The sequence below is a fragment of the Rhizobium sp. Nf11,1 genome, from assembly GCF_050587665.1.
Lineage (GTDB): Bacteria > Pseudomonadota > Alphaproteobacteria > Rhizobiales > Rhizobiaceae > Rhizobium.
Window position 1 is genome coordinate 442,515 of the sequence record NZ_JBOBHU010000001.1, and the last position, 15,848, is coordinate 458,362.

Here is a 15,848-nt window from a genome sequence, read left to right on the forward strand (position 1 = left end):
GCGGTTAAGAAAACTTTGCCTCCCCTGATGGTTATCAAAACCGAATCCGGCAGGGTTTCCGGAAGGTGAACGGCTCGCTGACCTGAAATGGCGCAGTCGAAAGGTAAGTCTCGGGTAAGTTTTGCGTGGCAAAATGGACGCACCAGCAGTTCGTCGTTCTTTTAGAGATTTTGCCGAAAAGGGCGCTTTTCATGATCACGGCTTCCCTCGCTTACACGATCCTGTCGAAGGACATGACGTCGAGCTTGAACAAGGTCGCCTCGCAGGCGACGGTCAAGAAGGATGCCCAGTACTACGCCGACAATATCAACAAGGTCAAAGACGTCGACGACTTTCTCGGCGATTACAAGCTCTACAGCTACGCCATGAAGGCCTATGGCCTCGAGGATATGACCTATGCCAAGGCCTTCATGAAGAAGGTGCTCGAAAGCGATCTCACGGACCCGAACAGCTACGCCAACAAGCTCTCCGATACGCGCTACCGTGAATTCGCGGCCGCCTTCAACTTCAATGCGCCCGAGAAGGACGTGCAGACCGACGCGCAGGAAGACGAGCTCATCGGCCTCTACAAGCAGTCCTTCGTCGATGCCGACAAGGCGGCGGCCACCGAGAGCACCTATTACAGCAACAATATCGACAGCGTGCAGACCGTCGACGACCTGGTCAACAACACCCGGCTGCGCACCTATGTGCTGAAGGCCTTCAAGATCGATCCCACCTATGCCTCGAAGGATTTCCTGCGGCAGGTGCTGACGAGCGATCTCAGCGACCCGACAAGCGTCGTGAACGCGCAGGGCGGCGACAAGTACAAGGCTCTTGCCGCCCAATTCAGCTTCAATGCCGACGGTACGGTCAACGGCAGCGCCCAGACCGCGACGCAGAAGGCGTCGATCATCGAGACCTATACGCTGAATAACCAGTCCGTCATCATCGACAATTCCGTCGGTTCCGATGTCGTCTATGTCAGCAAGACGGCGGCCGAATACAACCAGGCCTATTATACTGCCAAGATCGGCACGATCACCAATGTCGACGATCTCGTCGCCGACAGTCGTCTGACGTCCTATATCAAGACCGCCTACAGCATGGGCGCCGATTTCACCGCGCCGGCGCTGCGCATGGTGTTGACCGACCCCGGCTACGCCCAGCTGATGGGCTTCACCAATGTCTACAACGCCTTCAATTTCAAGGCCGACGGCACGACATCGACAACGGCGCGTGCACAGACGATCGCCCAGTCGAACAAGCTGAAGGACGCGGCGGCAAGCACCGCCAATTATTATAGCGTGACCTCGCGGTCGAGCAGCATCACTAATGTCGACGACCTGCTCGCCGACAGCGTTCTGGCACGCTATATCAAGGATGCCTATGGCCTCGGCAGCAGTTTCAGCAATGCCGAGCTGAAGAGCATTCTGACGGACTCGACCTATGCCGCCGCCCAGGGGCATGCCGATCTCAATGCCGACTTCAACTTCCAGGCTGACGGCTCGATCAACGGGTCGGTGATTCAGACCGACGCGCAGCGCAAGTCGACCACCGACAAATCGGCGGCGAACGCAACGCACTTCAACAGCATGATCGGCAATGTCACCAATGTCGACGACATCATGTCAGATCCCGTCGCCGTCAGCTATCTCAGAACCAGCATGCAGATCGCCGACAGCGTCTCCGACGCAACGCTGAGGAGCTTCCTCGTCGATCCCTCGGCGGCCAGCGCCCAGGGCTACAGCGACGTCCACGATCTGTTCAATTTCAAAACGGACGGCTCGGTCGCGACCCTCTATGCCACGCAGAGCGCGGCGCAAAGCGCCAGCACGGCAAGCAAGGCCGACGATGCCGCCGTCTATTACCAGGCAACCATCGCCGGCATCTCCAATGTCGACCAGCTGCTGGCCGACCGGCGGCTGAATAATTTCATCCGCAACGCTTACGGCATCCCCTCGACCGTCAGCGATGTCGATCTGCGCGCTATCCTGACCGATCAGAGCGGCACCGGCACCTATGCCGACGTCGCTGCCGCCTTCAACTTCAAGGCGGACGGTTCGCTCGAGGACGGCACGGCGGCACAGACGTCCGCCCAGATCACCAACACGAAAATTGCCGCCACGGCGCGCACGGACGACTATTCCGCCCGTATGGCGACGATCTCCAATGTCGATGATCTCATCGCCGATCCTGCAATCACCAACTTCCTGAAGAGCACCTACAATCTGCCGTTCGATATCACGGACGCCGATCTCAGGAGCATCCTGACTGATGCGACCGCCGCCGCCGCGGCCGGCTATTCCGACCTCTATGCCGATTTCAATTTTGCCGCCGACGGATCGCTTCCCGTCGTCAGCTCGATCCAGACCGCAGATCAGGCGCAGACCACCAACGACAACTACATGGCGCGCTATGACGACGAGCGCGACGAGGCGATCGAAGAAGTTGCCGACAATTACAAGAGCATGATGGCAGACAGCAGCAGCCTCTTGAACTTTTCCGACGTCAAGACCGTCAATGATTTCCTGCGCACCAATCGAACGGCCGATTTCACCAGGAGCAACGACAATCTGCCGGATCTCTATCATGTCGCGCTGCAGGCCTTCGGCTTGACCGATCAGGACGTGCCGCGCTCGATGATGCGCAAGATCCTGACGAGCGATGCCTATGATCCGGACGGCTATATCGCCTCGCTCAAGGACGAGCGAATTACCAATCTCGCCCGCGCCTTCAATTTCGGCCCCGACGGCAAGGCGGCCGCACCCCTCCAGGCGCTGCCCGACGCGACCATGGCCAAATACGCCACCGACTACAAGGCGCATGTGACCATGCTGCTGAAGGCCGGCCCGGTAAAGGACAAGGCATCGAAGGACGCAACCGCCGAGGTGGATTATTTCGCCAAGGGTATGGCGAAAGTGCAGTCGCTCGACGATTTCCTCGCTGACAGCCGCCTGACCGATCTGGTGTTGAAGGCGAACAACCTCGACCCGAAGGATTACGACAAGGCGACGCTGAAGAAGATCTTCACTTCCGATCCCGACGACAAGAAGAGCTACCTCAACACCAAGGCCGATGCGCGCTTCAAGGATATCGTCGCTGCCTTCAACTTCGACAAGGACGGCAATCTGACCCGCGCCAAGATCGGCGCCATCCAGAACAAGGCGGCCGAGGACAATACCCAGGAGCTCTACCTGCAGCAGACGCTGGAAACCCAGCAAGGCGAAAGCAACGACGGCGTCCGCCTGGCGCTCTATTTCAGCCGCAAAGCCTCCAGCATCACCTCAATCTATTCGCTCCTTGGCGACAAGGCGCTTTATCAGGTCATCACCACGGCTTACAGCCTGCCGTCACAGATATCGGGCATGGACGTCGCCAAGCAGGCCGATCTCATTAATCGTTTCGTCAAGCTCGAGGACCTCCAGGATCCGAAGAAGGTGGACAAGCTGCTGCGGCGCTTCACCGCGATGTACGACGTCCAGAACAGCACCCAGCAGTCGCCGGCCCTGCAGATCCTGACCGGCGGCGGCACGCAGCAGGCGTAAGGTGGTTCGAGCAACGGGAAATTGCTCCGAGTTTCCCACGATCAGCAGGCTCAAGCCAAGACCGGCCATTCGTACGGACGGCTGCTCCTCACCCTAACCCTCTCCCCGTAAACGGGGCGAGGGACGTGCCCTGCGATGAGGTTGTCGGGGAGACGGAGAGGCTGCGGCATATCCCCTTCGCCCCGCGTGCGGGGGTCCGAAGGGCGGGTCGACCCGTGGCTCGACCCCGGTCGGTGCCGGCAGGCGGATGAGGGGCAAACCTCATATCTCGAGACTGACGACCTTCCCGGGGTTCATGATATCAGCCGGATCGAAGGCGCGCTTGATGCGGCGCATCAGCTCGATTTCGATCGCCGGGCGGATTGCCGCCAGTTCGTCGCGCTTCAGCTGGCCGATGCCGTGTTCGGCCGAGATCGAGCCGCCATGGGCGAGCACCAGTCCATGCACGATGTGGTTCATTTCGCGCCAGCGTGCGATGAAGGCGGCCTTGTCGGCGCCGATAGGCTGGGAAATATTGTAGTGAATATTGCCGTCGCCCATATGGCCGAAGGCGCAGATGCGGGCGCCCGGCATGGCTGCCATGACGGCTTTCTCCGCCTCGGCCATGAAATGCGGGATCTTCGACACCGGCACGGAGACGTCGTGCTTGATTGAACCGCCTTCCGGCTTCTGCGCGTCCGACATGCTCTCGCGCATGTGCCAGATCGCCTTCTGCTGGGCGACGGAGGCGGCAATCGCGGCGTCCTGCACCAGCCCGGCCTCGAAGCCCTGTTCCAGCACGCCGTTCATCATCCGCTCCGCCGTCTCGGCCGAATCCGAGGTCGAGATGTCGATCAGCACGTACCAAGGGTAAGCCGCTTCCAGTGGATCGCGCACGCCGTCGATATGGCGGGTGGTGATCTCGACGCCGAAGCGCGGCATCAGTTCGAAACCGGTGAGCGAGGTGCCGCAGAGGCTGGCGGCAAGGTTGAAAAGCGCAAGCGCATCCTCGACCGAATTGAGGCCGGCAAACGCCACCTGATGACCGAGCGGCTGAGGAAACAGCTTCAGCACCGCGCCGGTGATGATGCCGAGCGTGCCTTCGGCGCCGATGAAGAGATCGCGCAGGTCATAGCCGGTATTGTCCTTCTTCAGGCGGCGCAGGCCGTCCCAGATCTCGCCGGTCGGCAGCACCACTTCGAGGCCGAGGCAGAGCTGGCGCATATTGCCATAGGCAAGCACGGCCGTGCCGCCGGCATTGGTGGAGAGATTGCCGCCGATGCGGCAGGAGCCCTCCGAGCCGAGCGAGAGCGGAAACAGCCGCCCATGCGCTTCGGCCGCTTTCTGCACATCGGCCAGGATCGCGCCGCCATCGGCGACCAGCACGTTCGCCACCGGGTCGACGTCGCGGATCCTCGTCATGCGTTCGAGCGACAGGATGATGTCGGCCTGCCCCGTGCGCGGCGTCTGGCCGCCGACGAGGCCGGTATTGCCGGTCTGCGGTACGATCGCCGTTTTGGTCTCGGTCGCAAGTCTCATGATCTCGGAGACCTCCTCGACCGAACCTGGCTTCAGCAGGAGAGGGGAGGAGCCATGGTAGAGCCCGCGATTTTCGATCAGGTGCGGCGCCAGATCGGCCTCGCCGCGCAGCGCATATTTTTCGCCGACGATCGCGGCGAAACGGTCGAGAAGATCGGTGGAAATGCCGGCGCTGCTCATCAGGTCGATCCTCTGTGGTTTCTGTCAGGTCAATCAGTCGCGCGGGGCGCAGCGGCCCTTTGCAGCCGGTCGTTGATGGCTTCGCCGAGTCCGTCGTCCGGAATGGGCGAAAAGGCAATACTCGATACGCCGCTGGCATCGGCACGCTTCATATAGTCGAAAAGATTGGCCGCCGCTTCCGCCAGGTCGCCGCGTGGGCTGAGATCGAGGACGATGCGTGCCTTACGCGCGCCGTCGACCGCCGCACCGCCGAAGGCGATCAGCGCTTCGCCCGGTTCCACTTTGGTCGCATTGAGGCGCACGCTGGCGCCCGGCGCATAATGCGAGGCGAGCATGCCGGGCGCCTCGATTGCCGCCGATGCCTTTTTGGCGCGCAGCAGCGGCTGGCCTGCGACGCGCTCGATCTCGCGCGCCGCCAGCCCGCCGGGGCGAAGCAGCCGCAGCCGGCCGCCCTCCGCCTTGACAATGGTCGATTCGACGCCGACGGCGCTCGGTCCCGCATCGAGGATCAATGGAATTCTCGCCCCGAGATCGGCTTCGACATGGGCCGCACTTGTGGCGCTGATGGCGCCTGACGTATTGGCGCTCGGGGCTGCGAGCGGCCGCCCGAAGGCGCCGATCAGCGTGCCGGCGAAGCCCTTGGGCACACGCACGCCGACGCTGTCGAGACCGGCGGTAGCCAGAGCGTGGATCGGGCTTTCAGCCTTCACCGGGAGCACCAGCGTCAGCGGGCCGGGCCAGAAGGCTTCGGCGAGCGCCCGCGATACTGGATCGAACTCGGCATGGTGCTCGGCCATATCGAGATCGGCCATATGGCAGATCAGCGGGTTGAAACGCGGCCGTCCCTTGGTCTCGTAGATGCGGGTGATGGCTGCCGGATTGGTGGCGTCGGCCGCAAGGCCGTAGACGGTCTCCGTCGGCATGGCGACGGCAAAGCCTTGGGAAAGAGCGGCACAGGCCGCTTCGAGCGCCGCCTGCCTGTCTGCTCTGATATCGATAATGCGTGCCATATGCTGCCCGTCTCTGGTTCCGGCAGTCATTAGGCTTTCCGTCGCCGGCGATCAATCGCCTTGTTCGCTCACAATTGTCGGATGATTTCGCGCAGCTGTTCGTTGCGGGCGCCGAGCAGCAGGATGTTGCGGATCGCTGCCTGCGGATCGTGGGTGCGAAAGAGCAGCCCGTTGCCGCGCACCGAGCGGTCGATCGTCATCTTTTCGGAGGACTCCTCGCCCGGCTTGATCGCGACGGCAAAATACATCCGCGAATAGCCGACGTCGATCCGTTCGAAGAAGTTGTCGTTGTCGCCGATTTCGGAATAGAAATTGGCGATGTAGAAAGCCCAGCTGACCTCCTCGTAGCGGGCGAATTTGGTGCGCGCTGCGGTGACGTGGCAATAGCCGAGGTGCGGGCTGTCCTCCAGAGTCCGGTGGAAGATCATCTTCGGAAACTGGATCGAGTGGTGGAAGCCGTTGATGTGCTGATGCGTCTTCTCGCCGGCCGCCTGCAGCTTGCGGCCGGTCTTTGCGGCGACCTCGTCATGGGTGAGGTAGCGCCTTTCCTCGGCCAGCCAGTGGCGCCGGTCGCGGGGGATGCGGCCGGTGCGCAGGAATTCGGAATGGGCGGCGACCAGTGGCCGCTCCTGCGGACGGATTACTTCTTTCGCGTCGAAATAGCGGAGTCTGGCCATGGTCTACATGCTTTGTCGGTCTGAGGTCGAAAGCAGGATAAGAGCGTATGCTTAACGCAGCATTAAGATGCGGCCGTCGCATCGGCCGGAAGCCGGCAATGTCGTAAATGCGACAATCGCCGATACCGGAGAGCCGCCTTCTTTGCCAATCCGGTCTTTACGCAATGTCGCAATTGACGATAATTGCCTGCAGAGTCGGACATCGGGTCGACCGGCAGGGGCTGTTTTGAAGCCTCCGCGCTTCCTGTCGTCAATTTCGAAGCCGATGTCGCATTACAACCAAGCGGCAGGAATGCCAGGTGATTAAATGGCGCCATCAACAATTCTCCCGCAGGAGAAGGTTAGCAGGCGCGCTTCCATAGCCTTCCGCTGAAGGCGGCAGCCGGTGCACGAGGACATGAAGATGGATATTCGCAGCAACGTTTTACGTCAGCTCAAGAACCGCCGCGAGGGCTTCAGCCTCGAACAGCCGTTCTACACCGACGAGGATTATTTCAAACTCGACATGGAGATGATCTACTATCGCGACTGGCTGTTCATGGGCCATGATTGCGAGTTGCCGAAGCCGGGCGCCTATTTCACCGTCCAGATCGGCACCTATCCGATCGTCATAGTCCGCGGCCGTGACAATGTCATCCGCGCCTTCCACAACAGCTGTCGCCATCGCGGCTCGCGCGTCTGCACCAAGGAGCACGGCTCCTCCGTGCGTCTCGTCTGCCCCTATCATCAGTGGACTTACGATCTCGACGGCAAACTTGCCTTTGCCCGTCACATGGGCGACGATTTCGACAAAACCGGCTTCAACCTGAAGCCCGTCCACTGCGAGAGCGTCGCAGGCTATATTTTCATCTGCCTTGCCGACGTCGCCCCCGATTTCAAGCCGGTGCGCGACACGATCGAGCCCTATATGGCGCCGCATCGGATCGGCGAGACCAAGGTGGCTTTCCAGAGCACGATCATCGAGAAGGGCAACTGGAAGCTCGTCTGGGAAAACAACCGCGAGTGCTACCACTGCGCCGCCAATCACCCGGAACTCTGCCGCACCTATCCGGAAGCGCCGAGTGTCACCGGCACAGACGGCGGCGCCGACGATCCGGAGATTGCAGGTCATTGGGCGCGCTGCGAGGCCGCCGGCCTGCCGAGCAAGTTCCAGATCTCGCCGGATGGTCAGTTCCGCACCGCCCGCATGCCGCTGATCGAGGATGCCGAAAGCTACACCATGTCGGGCAAGCCGGCCGTGCAGCGCCGGATCTCCGACGACATCTCGATCAATCGTATCGGCACGATGCTGCTCTTCCACTATCCGACGACGTGGAACCATCTGCTCGGCGACCACGCTATCTCCTTCCGAGTGCTGCCGCTCAGCGCCAACGAGACGGCGGTGACGACCAAGTGGCTCGTCCACAAGGACGCCGTGGAAGGCGTCGATTACAATCTTGAGGAACTGACGCACGTCTGGACCGAGACCAACGACCAGGACCGCCGGATCGTCGAGGAAAATGCCTTCGGCATCCACTCGCCCGCCTATGAGCCCGGTCCCTATTCGGCCCTGCACGAGGGCGGCGTCATGCAGTTCCTCGAATGGTATTCGAACTTCATGGTGAACCGCCTGCAGGGTGAAACGGCGAAAATCTCCGCCGTCGCCTGAGCGCGCCGGTTGACCCCGCTTATCCAAAAGCGGCCCGTTCCGGCCGCTTTTGGAACCATTTTCTCCCGAAAGCGTTGCAAGACCAAGCGGTTATCGCTACTGAATGGAGAGAAAGAAATGATCGGCCTGAGAAACAAAATTGCGACCGCGGTATTGGCCGCCGCCGTCGTGCTGACGGGTTTCGTGCCGTCGCAAGCAATACAGATGCCGGCCGCGCCGCAGGTTGAAAAAACCTCGGCTGTCGAGAACGTCCAATACTACCGCGATTATTATCGGCCTTACCGCCGCGACTACTACCGGCCCGGCTATCGCCCCGGCGCCTACTACCGCCCCGGCTGGTATGGCGGCTATCGCGGCTATTCCTACTACCGCCCCGGCTATCGCCGCTATAACGGCTACTGGTATCCGCTCGCCGCCTTCGGCGCCGGCGCGGTCATTGCTGCTCCGCGCTACGCCGCGCCCGCGCCGCGCATGGGTTCGGCTCATGTCGCCTGGTGCGCGAACCGCTACCGGTCCTACCGCGCCTACGACAACACCTTCCAGCCTTATAACGGCCCGCGCCAGCAGTGCTATTCGCCTTATCGATAGGTCCCGAATGCTGCCCGTCACCCTTCCCCTTTCCCGCAAACGGAAGAGGGGAAGGGCCAAACATGGGGAGCGAAGCGGAGGGCCGTGGCACGAAGCAACGGCGCAACAACTCAGTGAACGACGGTGATCACCGGAATGCCTGCTTCCTTGGCGGCACGGATAAGCGCGTACCGTGCGTCCTCAGCAGGAAGGTCCCCGTGGATCGCATCGCGGCATGCCTTCACCGCGGTCAGATATTCTTCTCCGTCTTCGAGCGGCCAGCAAGCCGTCAGCATCTGGGCCGCCTCCCAAAGGCTCGCGACAAGCTTGTATTTTTCCGGCCCGTTCACAACGAGCATCAGCGGGCTGAATTCTCCAGGTGTGTGCCACTTCATGACATCAGGCCTCCCCACGGTGAGCATATTAGTAACCGTGCAAGAACCGTTCCGCGCGAGGTGGCATGAAGCAGCTGATCACGCGGGCACCGATCTCCGGGATTGCCCGCCAACGCCCAGGCCATAATCAGATGGACGAAGCGTCGCAATGCTGACAGTGGCCGCGTCCCGCATGATGCGATGGGCGCAACGCCGCGCCATCCGCTGCGTCGGCGGCTGACTTGGCAAGAGCGTTAACCCACTCTCGGCCTTGAGCTGCCTTGAGCAGAGGATCCATGCCCGGTGCTGGTGGAGGAGGCCTACATGAATCCTCGGGTCAAGCCAGGTCAAGCCCTGGGATGACGGAGCGTTGGGTGAGCTCTGTGGCAAGTACCGCGACGTTTGATGGAATAGGAGCGAGCTCGCACTCCGAGAGTCACGCTGAACCTTTCACCCTCAAAGAATATCCACTCGCCGCAGCAGCCACCAGGCGAAGACGATCGAGGCGATGATCAGGATGACGGCGTATTCCGTGCCGTAATCGCCGACGGCGAAGGGCAGGTTGGCGGTGTTCATGCCGAAGAAACCCGTCACCAGCGTCGGCGGCAGCAGGAAGGCGGTCATGATCGACAGCAGATAGAGGTGGCGGTTGGTCTCGGAGGATTGTTTGGAATCGATTTCTTCGTGCAGCAGGCGGGCCCGGTCCTGCAGGGCATAGACATCGTGGTCGACCGTTTCCAGCCGGCTCGTCAGCCGCCGCGCCACATCGTCGAAGCCGAAGGGCATTTCGTCCTCGTCGGCGGCCCCGGCGCGGCGCATCAGCGCCAGCACCGTGCGCAGATGCCGGTGCAGCCGCACCACGGTCCGCCGGACCGGCGCCAGCCGCCGGCGCTCGTCGCGCGGCGCATTGTCGTAAACGATATCCTCGATCTGGTTCAGCTCCTCGGTGAGCTCGATGACGATCGCGATCAGCGTCCGCTGGAATTCGATCACAAGCAGTTCGAAGAGATCGACCGGCCGCGAGAATTTGCCCGGATTCTTCTCGATCAGCGTGCGCGCCCGCTCGACGCTGCGCAGCGGCTGCAGCCTTGTGGTGATGATGAAGCGATCCGACATGGCGAAATGCAGCCAGCCGAGATTGTTGGTGTCCTGGTCGAAATCGCGCTGGCAGTCGACGAGCGTGCCGTAGAGCATCTGCTCGTCGACGGTCAGCGCCGCATGCGTGTCATGCGTCGTCAATGCCGATCTCGCCTCCTCCGTCAGTCCGTCGAGCGTCTCGAGCAGGGCCGGCACACGGGCGTCGACGAGGTTGAGATGCAGCCAGTAGAAACAGTTCTCGGCGATCAGATCCGCCACCGTCGCGGTGTTGGTCAGCCGCACCGCCGTCTTTTCATCCGGCGAGAAACGATAGGCCCAGACGAAACCGGGTATGTTGACGGGCAATGTATCCATCGGTCGCCGATCCTTTGCGAGGGCGATATATTGTCTTCAGTTTTCCATGCCGTCCATGGGCGCCGCTGCGCAAGAAGAAAGCGCCATGCCGGGTGGAATTATCGCATTGCGTCGTATGAATCAAAATTGACGTTTACGTAAAAATCAACTAGCCCTTGCCGGGGAGGGCTTTGCATGAGGTGCAGGCACCCGACGGAGGAGAAAGCATGTACAAGGCGCCCGTTGAGGAAATCGCGTTCACATTGAAGCATGTAGCCGGCATGGGCGAGGCGATGTCGCACGGTCTTTTTGGCGATCTCGGCGAGGATCTCGTCGACGCCATCCTGGCCGAGGCGGGACGTTTTGCCACAGAGGAGGTGGCGCCTCTGGCCGAAATCGGTGACCGCCAGGGCGCCCGCCTCGTCGATGGCGAGGTCCGGCTGCCGGATGGCTGGCGTGATCTCTACCGCAACTGGATTGCCGGCGGCTGGAACGGCCTGACGGCGCCGGAGGCTTTCGGCGGCCAGGCCTTGCCTGACATGCTGAATGTCGCGGCTCTCGAGATGTGGAATTCCGGATCCATGGCTTTTGCGCTCGCTCCGACGCTGACCATGGGTGCCATCGAGGCGGTCAGCACCCATGGCAGCGCAGCCCTCAAGGAGAAATATCTGGCAAAGATGGTGTCGGGCGAGTGGACAGGCACCATGAACCTGACCGAGCCGCATGCCGGATCCGATCTCGGCGTCCTGAAAGCCCGTGCCGAACGCAGGCCCGACGGCAGCTATCGCATATCGGGTCAGAAGATCTTCATCACCTGGGGCGAACACGACGCTGCCGACAACATCATCCATCTGGTGCTGGCGCGGCTGCCGGATGCGCCGGCCGGCACGCGCGGCATCTCGCTCTTCCTGGTGCCGAAATTCCTGGTGAACGACGACGGCTCGCTTGGGCCCCGCAACGATCTCTTCTGCCACGCGCTGGAGCACAAGCTCGGCATTCATGGTTCGCCGACTTGCACGATGATCTATGGCGACGGCCGGTTCGGCGACGAAAAGGGGGCGATCGGCTGGCTGGTCGGCGAGGAGCACAAGGGGCTCGCCTGCATGTTCACGATGATGAACAATGCGCGCCTCGCCGTCGGCATGCAGGGCGTGGCGATCGCCGAGGCCGCCACCCAGAAGGCTCTGGCCTATGCCAGCGAGCGCACGCAGGGCAGGGCGCCGGGCTGGACCGGCGCCGGCATGAGCCCGATCGTCGAGCATCCCGATGTTGCCCGCATGCTGCTGACCATGAAGGCACTGACCCAAGGGGCGCGCGCCATCTCCTATGCCTGCGCCCATGCGATCGACATGTCCCGCCGGGCACCCGACGGCCGCCATTGGCAGGAGCGTGCCGCGCTTTTGACGCCGATCGCCAAGTCCTTTTCAACCGATGCCGGCGTCGAGGTCGCCTCGCTTGGCATCCAGGTGCATGGCGGCATGGGCTTCATCGAGGAGACCGGTGCGGCCCGTTATCTCCGCGATGCCCGCATCGCGCCGATCTACGAGGGCACCAACGGCATTCAGGCGATCGATCTCGTTACCCGCAAGCTGCCGCTTTCAAGCGGCGATCAGGTAAATGGCTTCATCGCCGAGTTGAAGGGGATCGCCGACGATGTCCGCCGCTCGAATTTCGATGGTTTCGGCGAGACGGCCGCGCGGCTCGATGCAGCCATCGCCGACCTGGAGCAGGCCACCACCTGGCTTCTGAAGGCGCTGGCAGATGACAGGACCGCGGAAGCGCTCGCCGGCGCCACGCCCTATCAGCGCCTGTTCGGGCTGGTGCTCACCGGCTGTTATCTTGCCAAGGGTGGCCTGGCAGAGAGCGGCGACGGCAAAGCCGAGGGCCGCATCGCGCTCTGCCGCTTCGCCGCTGAAAACCTGCTTGCCGAGACAGCAGCCCTTCGCGACCGGATCGTCAACGGCGCGGCAAGCCTTGCCGCCGCTCGCATTCTGCTTGCCTGAGGAGATCCCCATGACTGATCATATCGTCGTCGAGCAGCCTTCCGCCCATCCCGGCGTCCAGCTCATCCGCTTCAACCGGCCGGAAAAGAAGAACGCCTTCACGCGGGCGATGTACCGGACAATGGCCGATGCGCTGAATGCCGCCAATGCGGACGCGAACATCAGGGTGACGGTCTTCCTCGGCACTGAAGGCAGCTTTTCGGCCGGCAACGACATCGGCGATTTTCTGGCCGTCGCCATGGGCGGCGGCATGGGAGAGGAACTGATCGATTTTCTCTACGCGCTCGTCAGATCCGAAAAGCCGCTGGTCTCCGGCGTCGACGGCCTGGCGATCGGCATCGGCACGACCCTCAACCTGCATTGCGACCTGACGATCGCTTCCGACCGCAGCCAGTTCCGCACGCCCTTCGTCGATTTGGCTCTGGTGCCGGAAGCTGCGTCCAGCTTGATTGCTCCGCGCATCATGGGTCACCAGCGGGCTTTTGCCATGCTCGCTGCCGGAGAGGCCTTCGGCGCCGAGGATGCAAGGAAAGCCGGACTTGTCTGGAAAGTGACGACGCCGGAAGAGGTTGAAAGCCAGACGCTGGCCGCCGCCGCAAAGCTTGCCGCCAAGCCGCCGGAAGCGCTGAGGATCGCCCGTGAACTCATCCGCGGGCCGCGGGAAGAAATCATCGCCCGTATCGACGAAGAGGCACGCCATTTCTCCGCCCGGCTGAAAAGTGCGGAGGCGCGGGCCGCTTTCGAGGCCTTCATGCGTCGCTGAAGCGAACTCTACTTCTCCAGCGTCGCCACGACCTCGACATGCGAGGTCCAGAGGAACTGGTCGATCGGCGTCACCCCGGTGATGCGGTAGCCGCCCTCGACGAGGATCGCGAGATCGCGCGCCAAGGTCAGCGGATTGCAGCTGACGGCCGCGATCTTTTTGACCGCCGATCGGGCGAGCTCTCTGCACTGGAACTCCGCGCCGGCGCGCGGCGGATCGAAGACGACCATGTCATAGGGCTTCAGCTCCTGCGTCATCAGCGGACGTCGGAAGAGATCACGCCTTTCGATCGTCACGGGCTTCAGGCCCGGAGTTTTGCGGGCGGCCTGGTCGAGGGCTGTAAGCGCCTTGCCCTCGGCTTCGACCGCATGCACGCGGCCGATCCGCGCCAGCCGGAGCGAAAACGTTCCGGTGCCGGCAAAGAGGTCGGCGATCCGTTTTGATTTGCCGGCATCGGCAAGCACCAGCTCCGCCATCGCCTCTTCCGCCGGCTTGGTCGCCTGGGCAAAGCCGCCGGCCGGCGGCGAAACCGAGACACCGCCGAAATCGAGGAGCGGCTTCGATGGCTCGACCAGGATTTCTCCATTCACCGTCACGCGGGCAATGCCGCGCAAGGCCAGCACCGTCTCGATCGCCTTGCGCCGCTGCGGGTCGGAGAGTTTCTTGATTTCGTCGACCGCTACATCGAGTCCGGAGAGCGTTTCAAGCACGGCGATCCGGAAGGCTTCGGCGCTGGTCGCGAGCGACGCGGCGATCGCCTTGATCGCCGGCAGCCGGGCGACGATGCCCGGCGACGAGATCGGACATTCCTCGATGGCGACGATATGGTGGCTTTCGGCCTGATTGAAACCGATCAGCATGTCCTTCTCGGTCCGGCGCGCCGCAAACACCACACGCCGGCGTTCGCCCGGGTGAGCCGGGACGATTTCGCTGACATCAGGCGTCAACCCCTTCGACTTCAGCGCATCGATGACCAGCTGGCGCTTGAAGGCGCGATAGGGGCCGTCGGCCAGATGCTGCAACGTGCAGCCGCCGCAGGTGCCGTTGACGCCCTCCGGGCCGAAATGCCGGCAGGGCGGCTCCTGCCGGTCGGGTGAGGGCGCTGCGATCGACATGATCGTGCCATGGCTCTTGACGCGGGCGATCGCCACCGTTTCCCCAGGCAGGGAAAAGGGCACGTAGACAGGCCCGCCGGCGTCGCTTGCGATGCCGTCGCCCTGGGCGCCGAGTTTTTCGATCGTGACGGTTTCGGTGCTCACGGTTTCAATCCTGCCAAAAGATATTCCCGATTGCCGTCGCCGCCTGATATCGGGGAGGGAATGAGGCCGAGGCTTTTCCAGCCCATGTCCTCGGTGAACCAGCGCTCCAATTCGGATGCGACGGCCGGAGCAGACGAGGGATCCTTCAAAAGCCCGCCCTTGCCGATCGCCTCGCGCCCGGCCTCGAACTGCGGCTTGACCAGCAGCACGGCGGCGGCGCCCGGCGCGGCAAGATCGAGCGCCGGAGCCAGCGCCAGCTTCAGCGAGATGAAGGAGACATCGGAGACGATGAAGGTGGCGGGCTCGCCGATATCGTCGGCGCTGAGGCTGCGGGCGTTGAGGCCTTCGCGGTTCGTCACCCGCGGATCGCCGGATAGCCGCGGATGCATCTGCCCATGGCCGACATCGATTGCGGTGACGTGCCGGGCGCCCCTGAGCAGCAGCACTTCGGTGAAGCCGCCGGTGGAGGCGCCGATATCGAGACAGTGATGGCCGGCCGGATCAAGCCGGAAATGGTCGAGAGCGGCCGCAAGCTTCAGGGCGGCGCGCGAGACGTAAGCCTGTGCCGGGTCGTCGATCTCGATATCGGCATCGTCGCCGAAGAGCGCGCCGGCCTTGGTTACCACCTCACCGGCGATCCGGACCGTGCCGCGCTGCACGGCGTCGCGCGCCCGAGAGCGGCTGGCAAAGAGGCCGCGGGAGACGAGAAGCTGGTCGAGGCGTTGGCTGTTTTGATCGGACATCGGCTGTGAATGACCGGCAAAGCCGCCGCTTGCAAGCATTTTATTCCTGCCGGTTGCAGGGCAATTCCTCCGATCCGCGATTTAAACAAATTTAAAGCCTGTCCGCATAGGGTCGGCACGATTGCAGCGGTTGGTCCGAACCGCTTCG

At 62.6% G+C, this 15,848-nt stretch carries 12 protein-coding genes; 5 read left to right on the forward strand and 7 right to left on the reverse strand.

Annotated features, from left to right (window positions below; genetic code table 11):
* The first annotated feature begins 191 nt into the window (after nt 1-191).
* Complete coding sequence (locus ACQ7C1_RS02160) at nt 192-3,527, forward strand: DUF1217 domain-containing protein (RefSeq protein WP_430957134.1); 3,336 nt, start codon at nt 192-194, stop codon at nt 3,525-3,527.
* Nucleotides 3,528-3,788: 261 nt separating this feature from the next.
* On the opposite strand, the gene ACQ7C1_RS02165 is transcribed toward ACQ7C1_RS02160, so the two are convergent.
* The 3 genes from ACQ7C1_RS02165 to ACQ7C1_RS02175 all read right to left on the reverse strand — a co-directional run bounded on the left by ACQ7C1_RS02165 (nt 3,789) and on the right by ACQ7C1_RS02175 (nt 6,912).
* Entirely contained in the window at nt 3,789-5,225 is a 1,437-nt protein-coding gene (locus tag ACQ7C1_RS02165; protein WP_430957135.1) for an FAD-binding oxidoreductase, read from the reverse strand.
* A 29-nt stretch (nt 5,226-5,254) separates the two neighbouring features.
* A complete protein-coding gene (locus ACQ7C1_RS02170) occupies nt 5,255-6,235 on the reverse strand; it encodes an L-threonylcarbamoyladenylate synthase (protein WP_430957247.1) in 981 nt (326 codons plus the stop codon).
* Between the two features lie 68 nt (nt 6,236-6,303).
* Nucleotides 6,304-6,912, reverse strand: coding sequence for a DUF6656 family protein (locus tag ACQ7C1_RS02175; protein ID WP_085777171.1), 609 nt, complete (start codon nt 6,910-6,912; stop codon nt 6,304-6,306).
* A 403-nt stretch (nt 6,913-7,315) separates the two neighbouring features.
* Between ACQ7C1_RS02175 and ACQ7C1_RS02180 the strand changes: the two genes are divergently transcribed.
* Both ACQ7C1_RS02180 and ACQ7C1_RS02185 read left to right on the forward strand, forming a co-directional pair.
* Entirely contained in the window at nt 7,316-8,560 is a 1,245-nt protein-coding gene (locus ACQ7C1_RS02180) for an aromatic ring-hydroxylating oxygenase subunit alpha (protein ID WP_430957136.1), read from the forward strand.
* 117 nt (nt 8,561-8,677) lie between these two features.
* Complete coding sequence (locus tag ACQ7C1_RS02185; RefSeq protein ID WP_183705194.1) at nt 8,678-9,148, forward strand: BA14K family protein; 471 nt, start codon at nt 8,678-8,680, stop codon at nt 9,146-9,148.
* A gap of 110 nt (nt 9,149-9,258) precedes the next feature.
* Here ACQ7C1_RS02185 and ACQ7C1_RS02190 read toward each other — a convergent pair whose 3' ends face one another.
* Together ACQ7C1_RS02190 and ACQ7C1_RS02195 are read right to left on the reverse strand one after the other, a co-directional pair.
* Complete coding sequence (locus ACQ7C1_RS02190; RefSeq protein ID WP_183705196.1) at nt 9,259-9,522, reverse strand: DUF982 domain-containing protein; 264 nt, start codon at nt 9,520-9,522, stop codon at nt 9,259-9,261.
* Nucleotides 9,523-9,957: 435 nt separating this feature from the next.
* On the reverse strand, nt 9,958-10,953 hold the full coding sequence (locus tag ACQ7C1_RS02195; RefSeq protein ID WP_221139129.1) for a transporter: 996 nt from the start codon (nt 10,951-10,953) through the stop codon (nt 9,958-9,960).
* 206 nt (nt 10,954-11,159) lie between these two features.
* On the opposite strand from ACQ7C1_RS02195, the gene ACQ7C1_RS02200 reads away from it, so the two are divergent.
* Both ACQ7C1_RS02200 and ACQ7C1_RS02205 read left to right on the forward strand, forming a co-directional pair.
* Nucleotides 11,160-12,935 carry an acyl-CoA dehydrogenase gene (locus tag ACQ7C1_RS02200; protein ID WP_430957137.1) on the forward strand — a complete coding sequence of 592 codons (1,776 nt, stop codon included), beginning with the start codon at nt 11,160-11,162 and terminating at the stop codon, nt 12,933-12,935.
* A gap of 10 nt (nt 12,936-12,945) precedes the next feature.
* Entirely contained in the window at nt 12,946-13,698 is a 753-nt protein-coding gene (locus ACQ7C1_RS02205; protein WP_430957138.1) for a crotonase/enoyl-CoA hydratase family protein, read from the forward strand.
* A gap of 8 nt (nt 13,699-13,706) precedes the next feature.
* Here the strand turns inward: ACQ7C1_RS02205 and ACQ7C1_RS02210 are convergent, their stop codons facing one another.
* Nucleotides 13,707-14,957, reverse strand: coding sequence for a class I SAM-dependent RNA methyltransferase (locus ACQ7C1_RS02210; RefSeq protein ID WP_430957139.1), 1,251 nt, complete (start codon nt 14,955-14,957; stop codon nt 13,707-13,709).
* On the reverse strand, nt 14,954-15,739 hold the full coding sequence (locus ACQ7C1_RS02215; RefSeq protein ID WP_430957140.1) for a TlyA family RNA methyltransferase: 786 nt from the start codon (nt 15,737-15,739) through the stop codon (nt 14,954-14,956). Before ACQ7C1_RS02215 ends, ACQ7C1_RS02210 begins: the two co-directional genes overlap by 4 nt.
* Between the last annotated feature and the right edge of the window lie 109 nt (nt 15,740-15,848).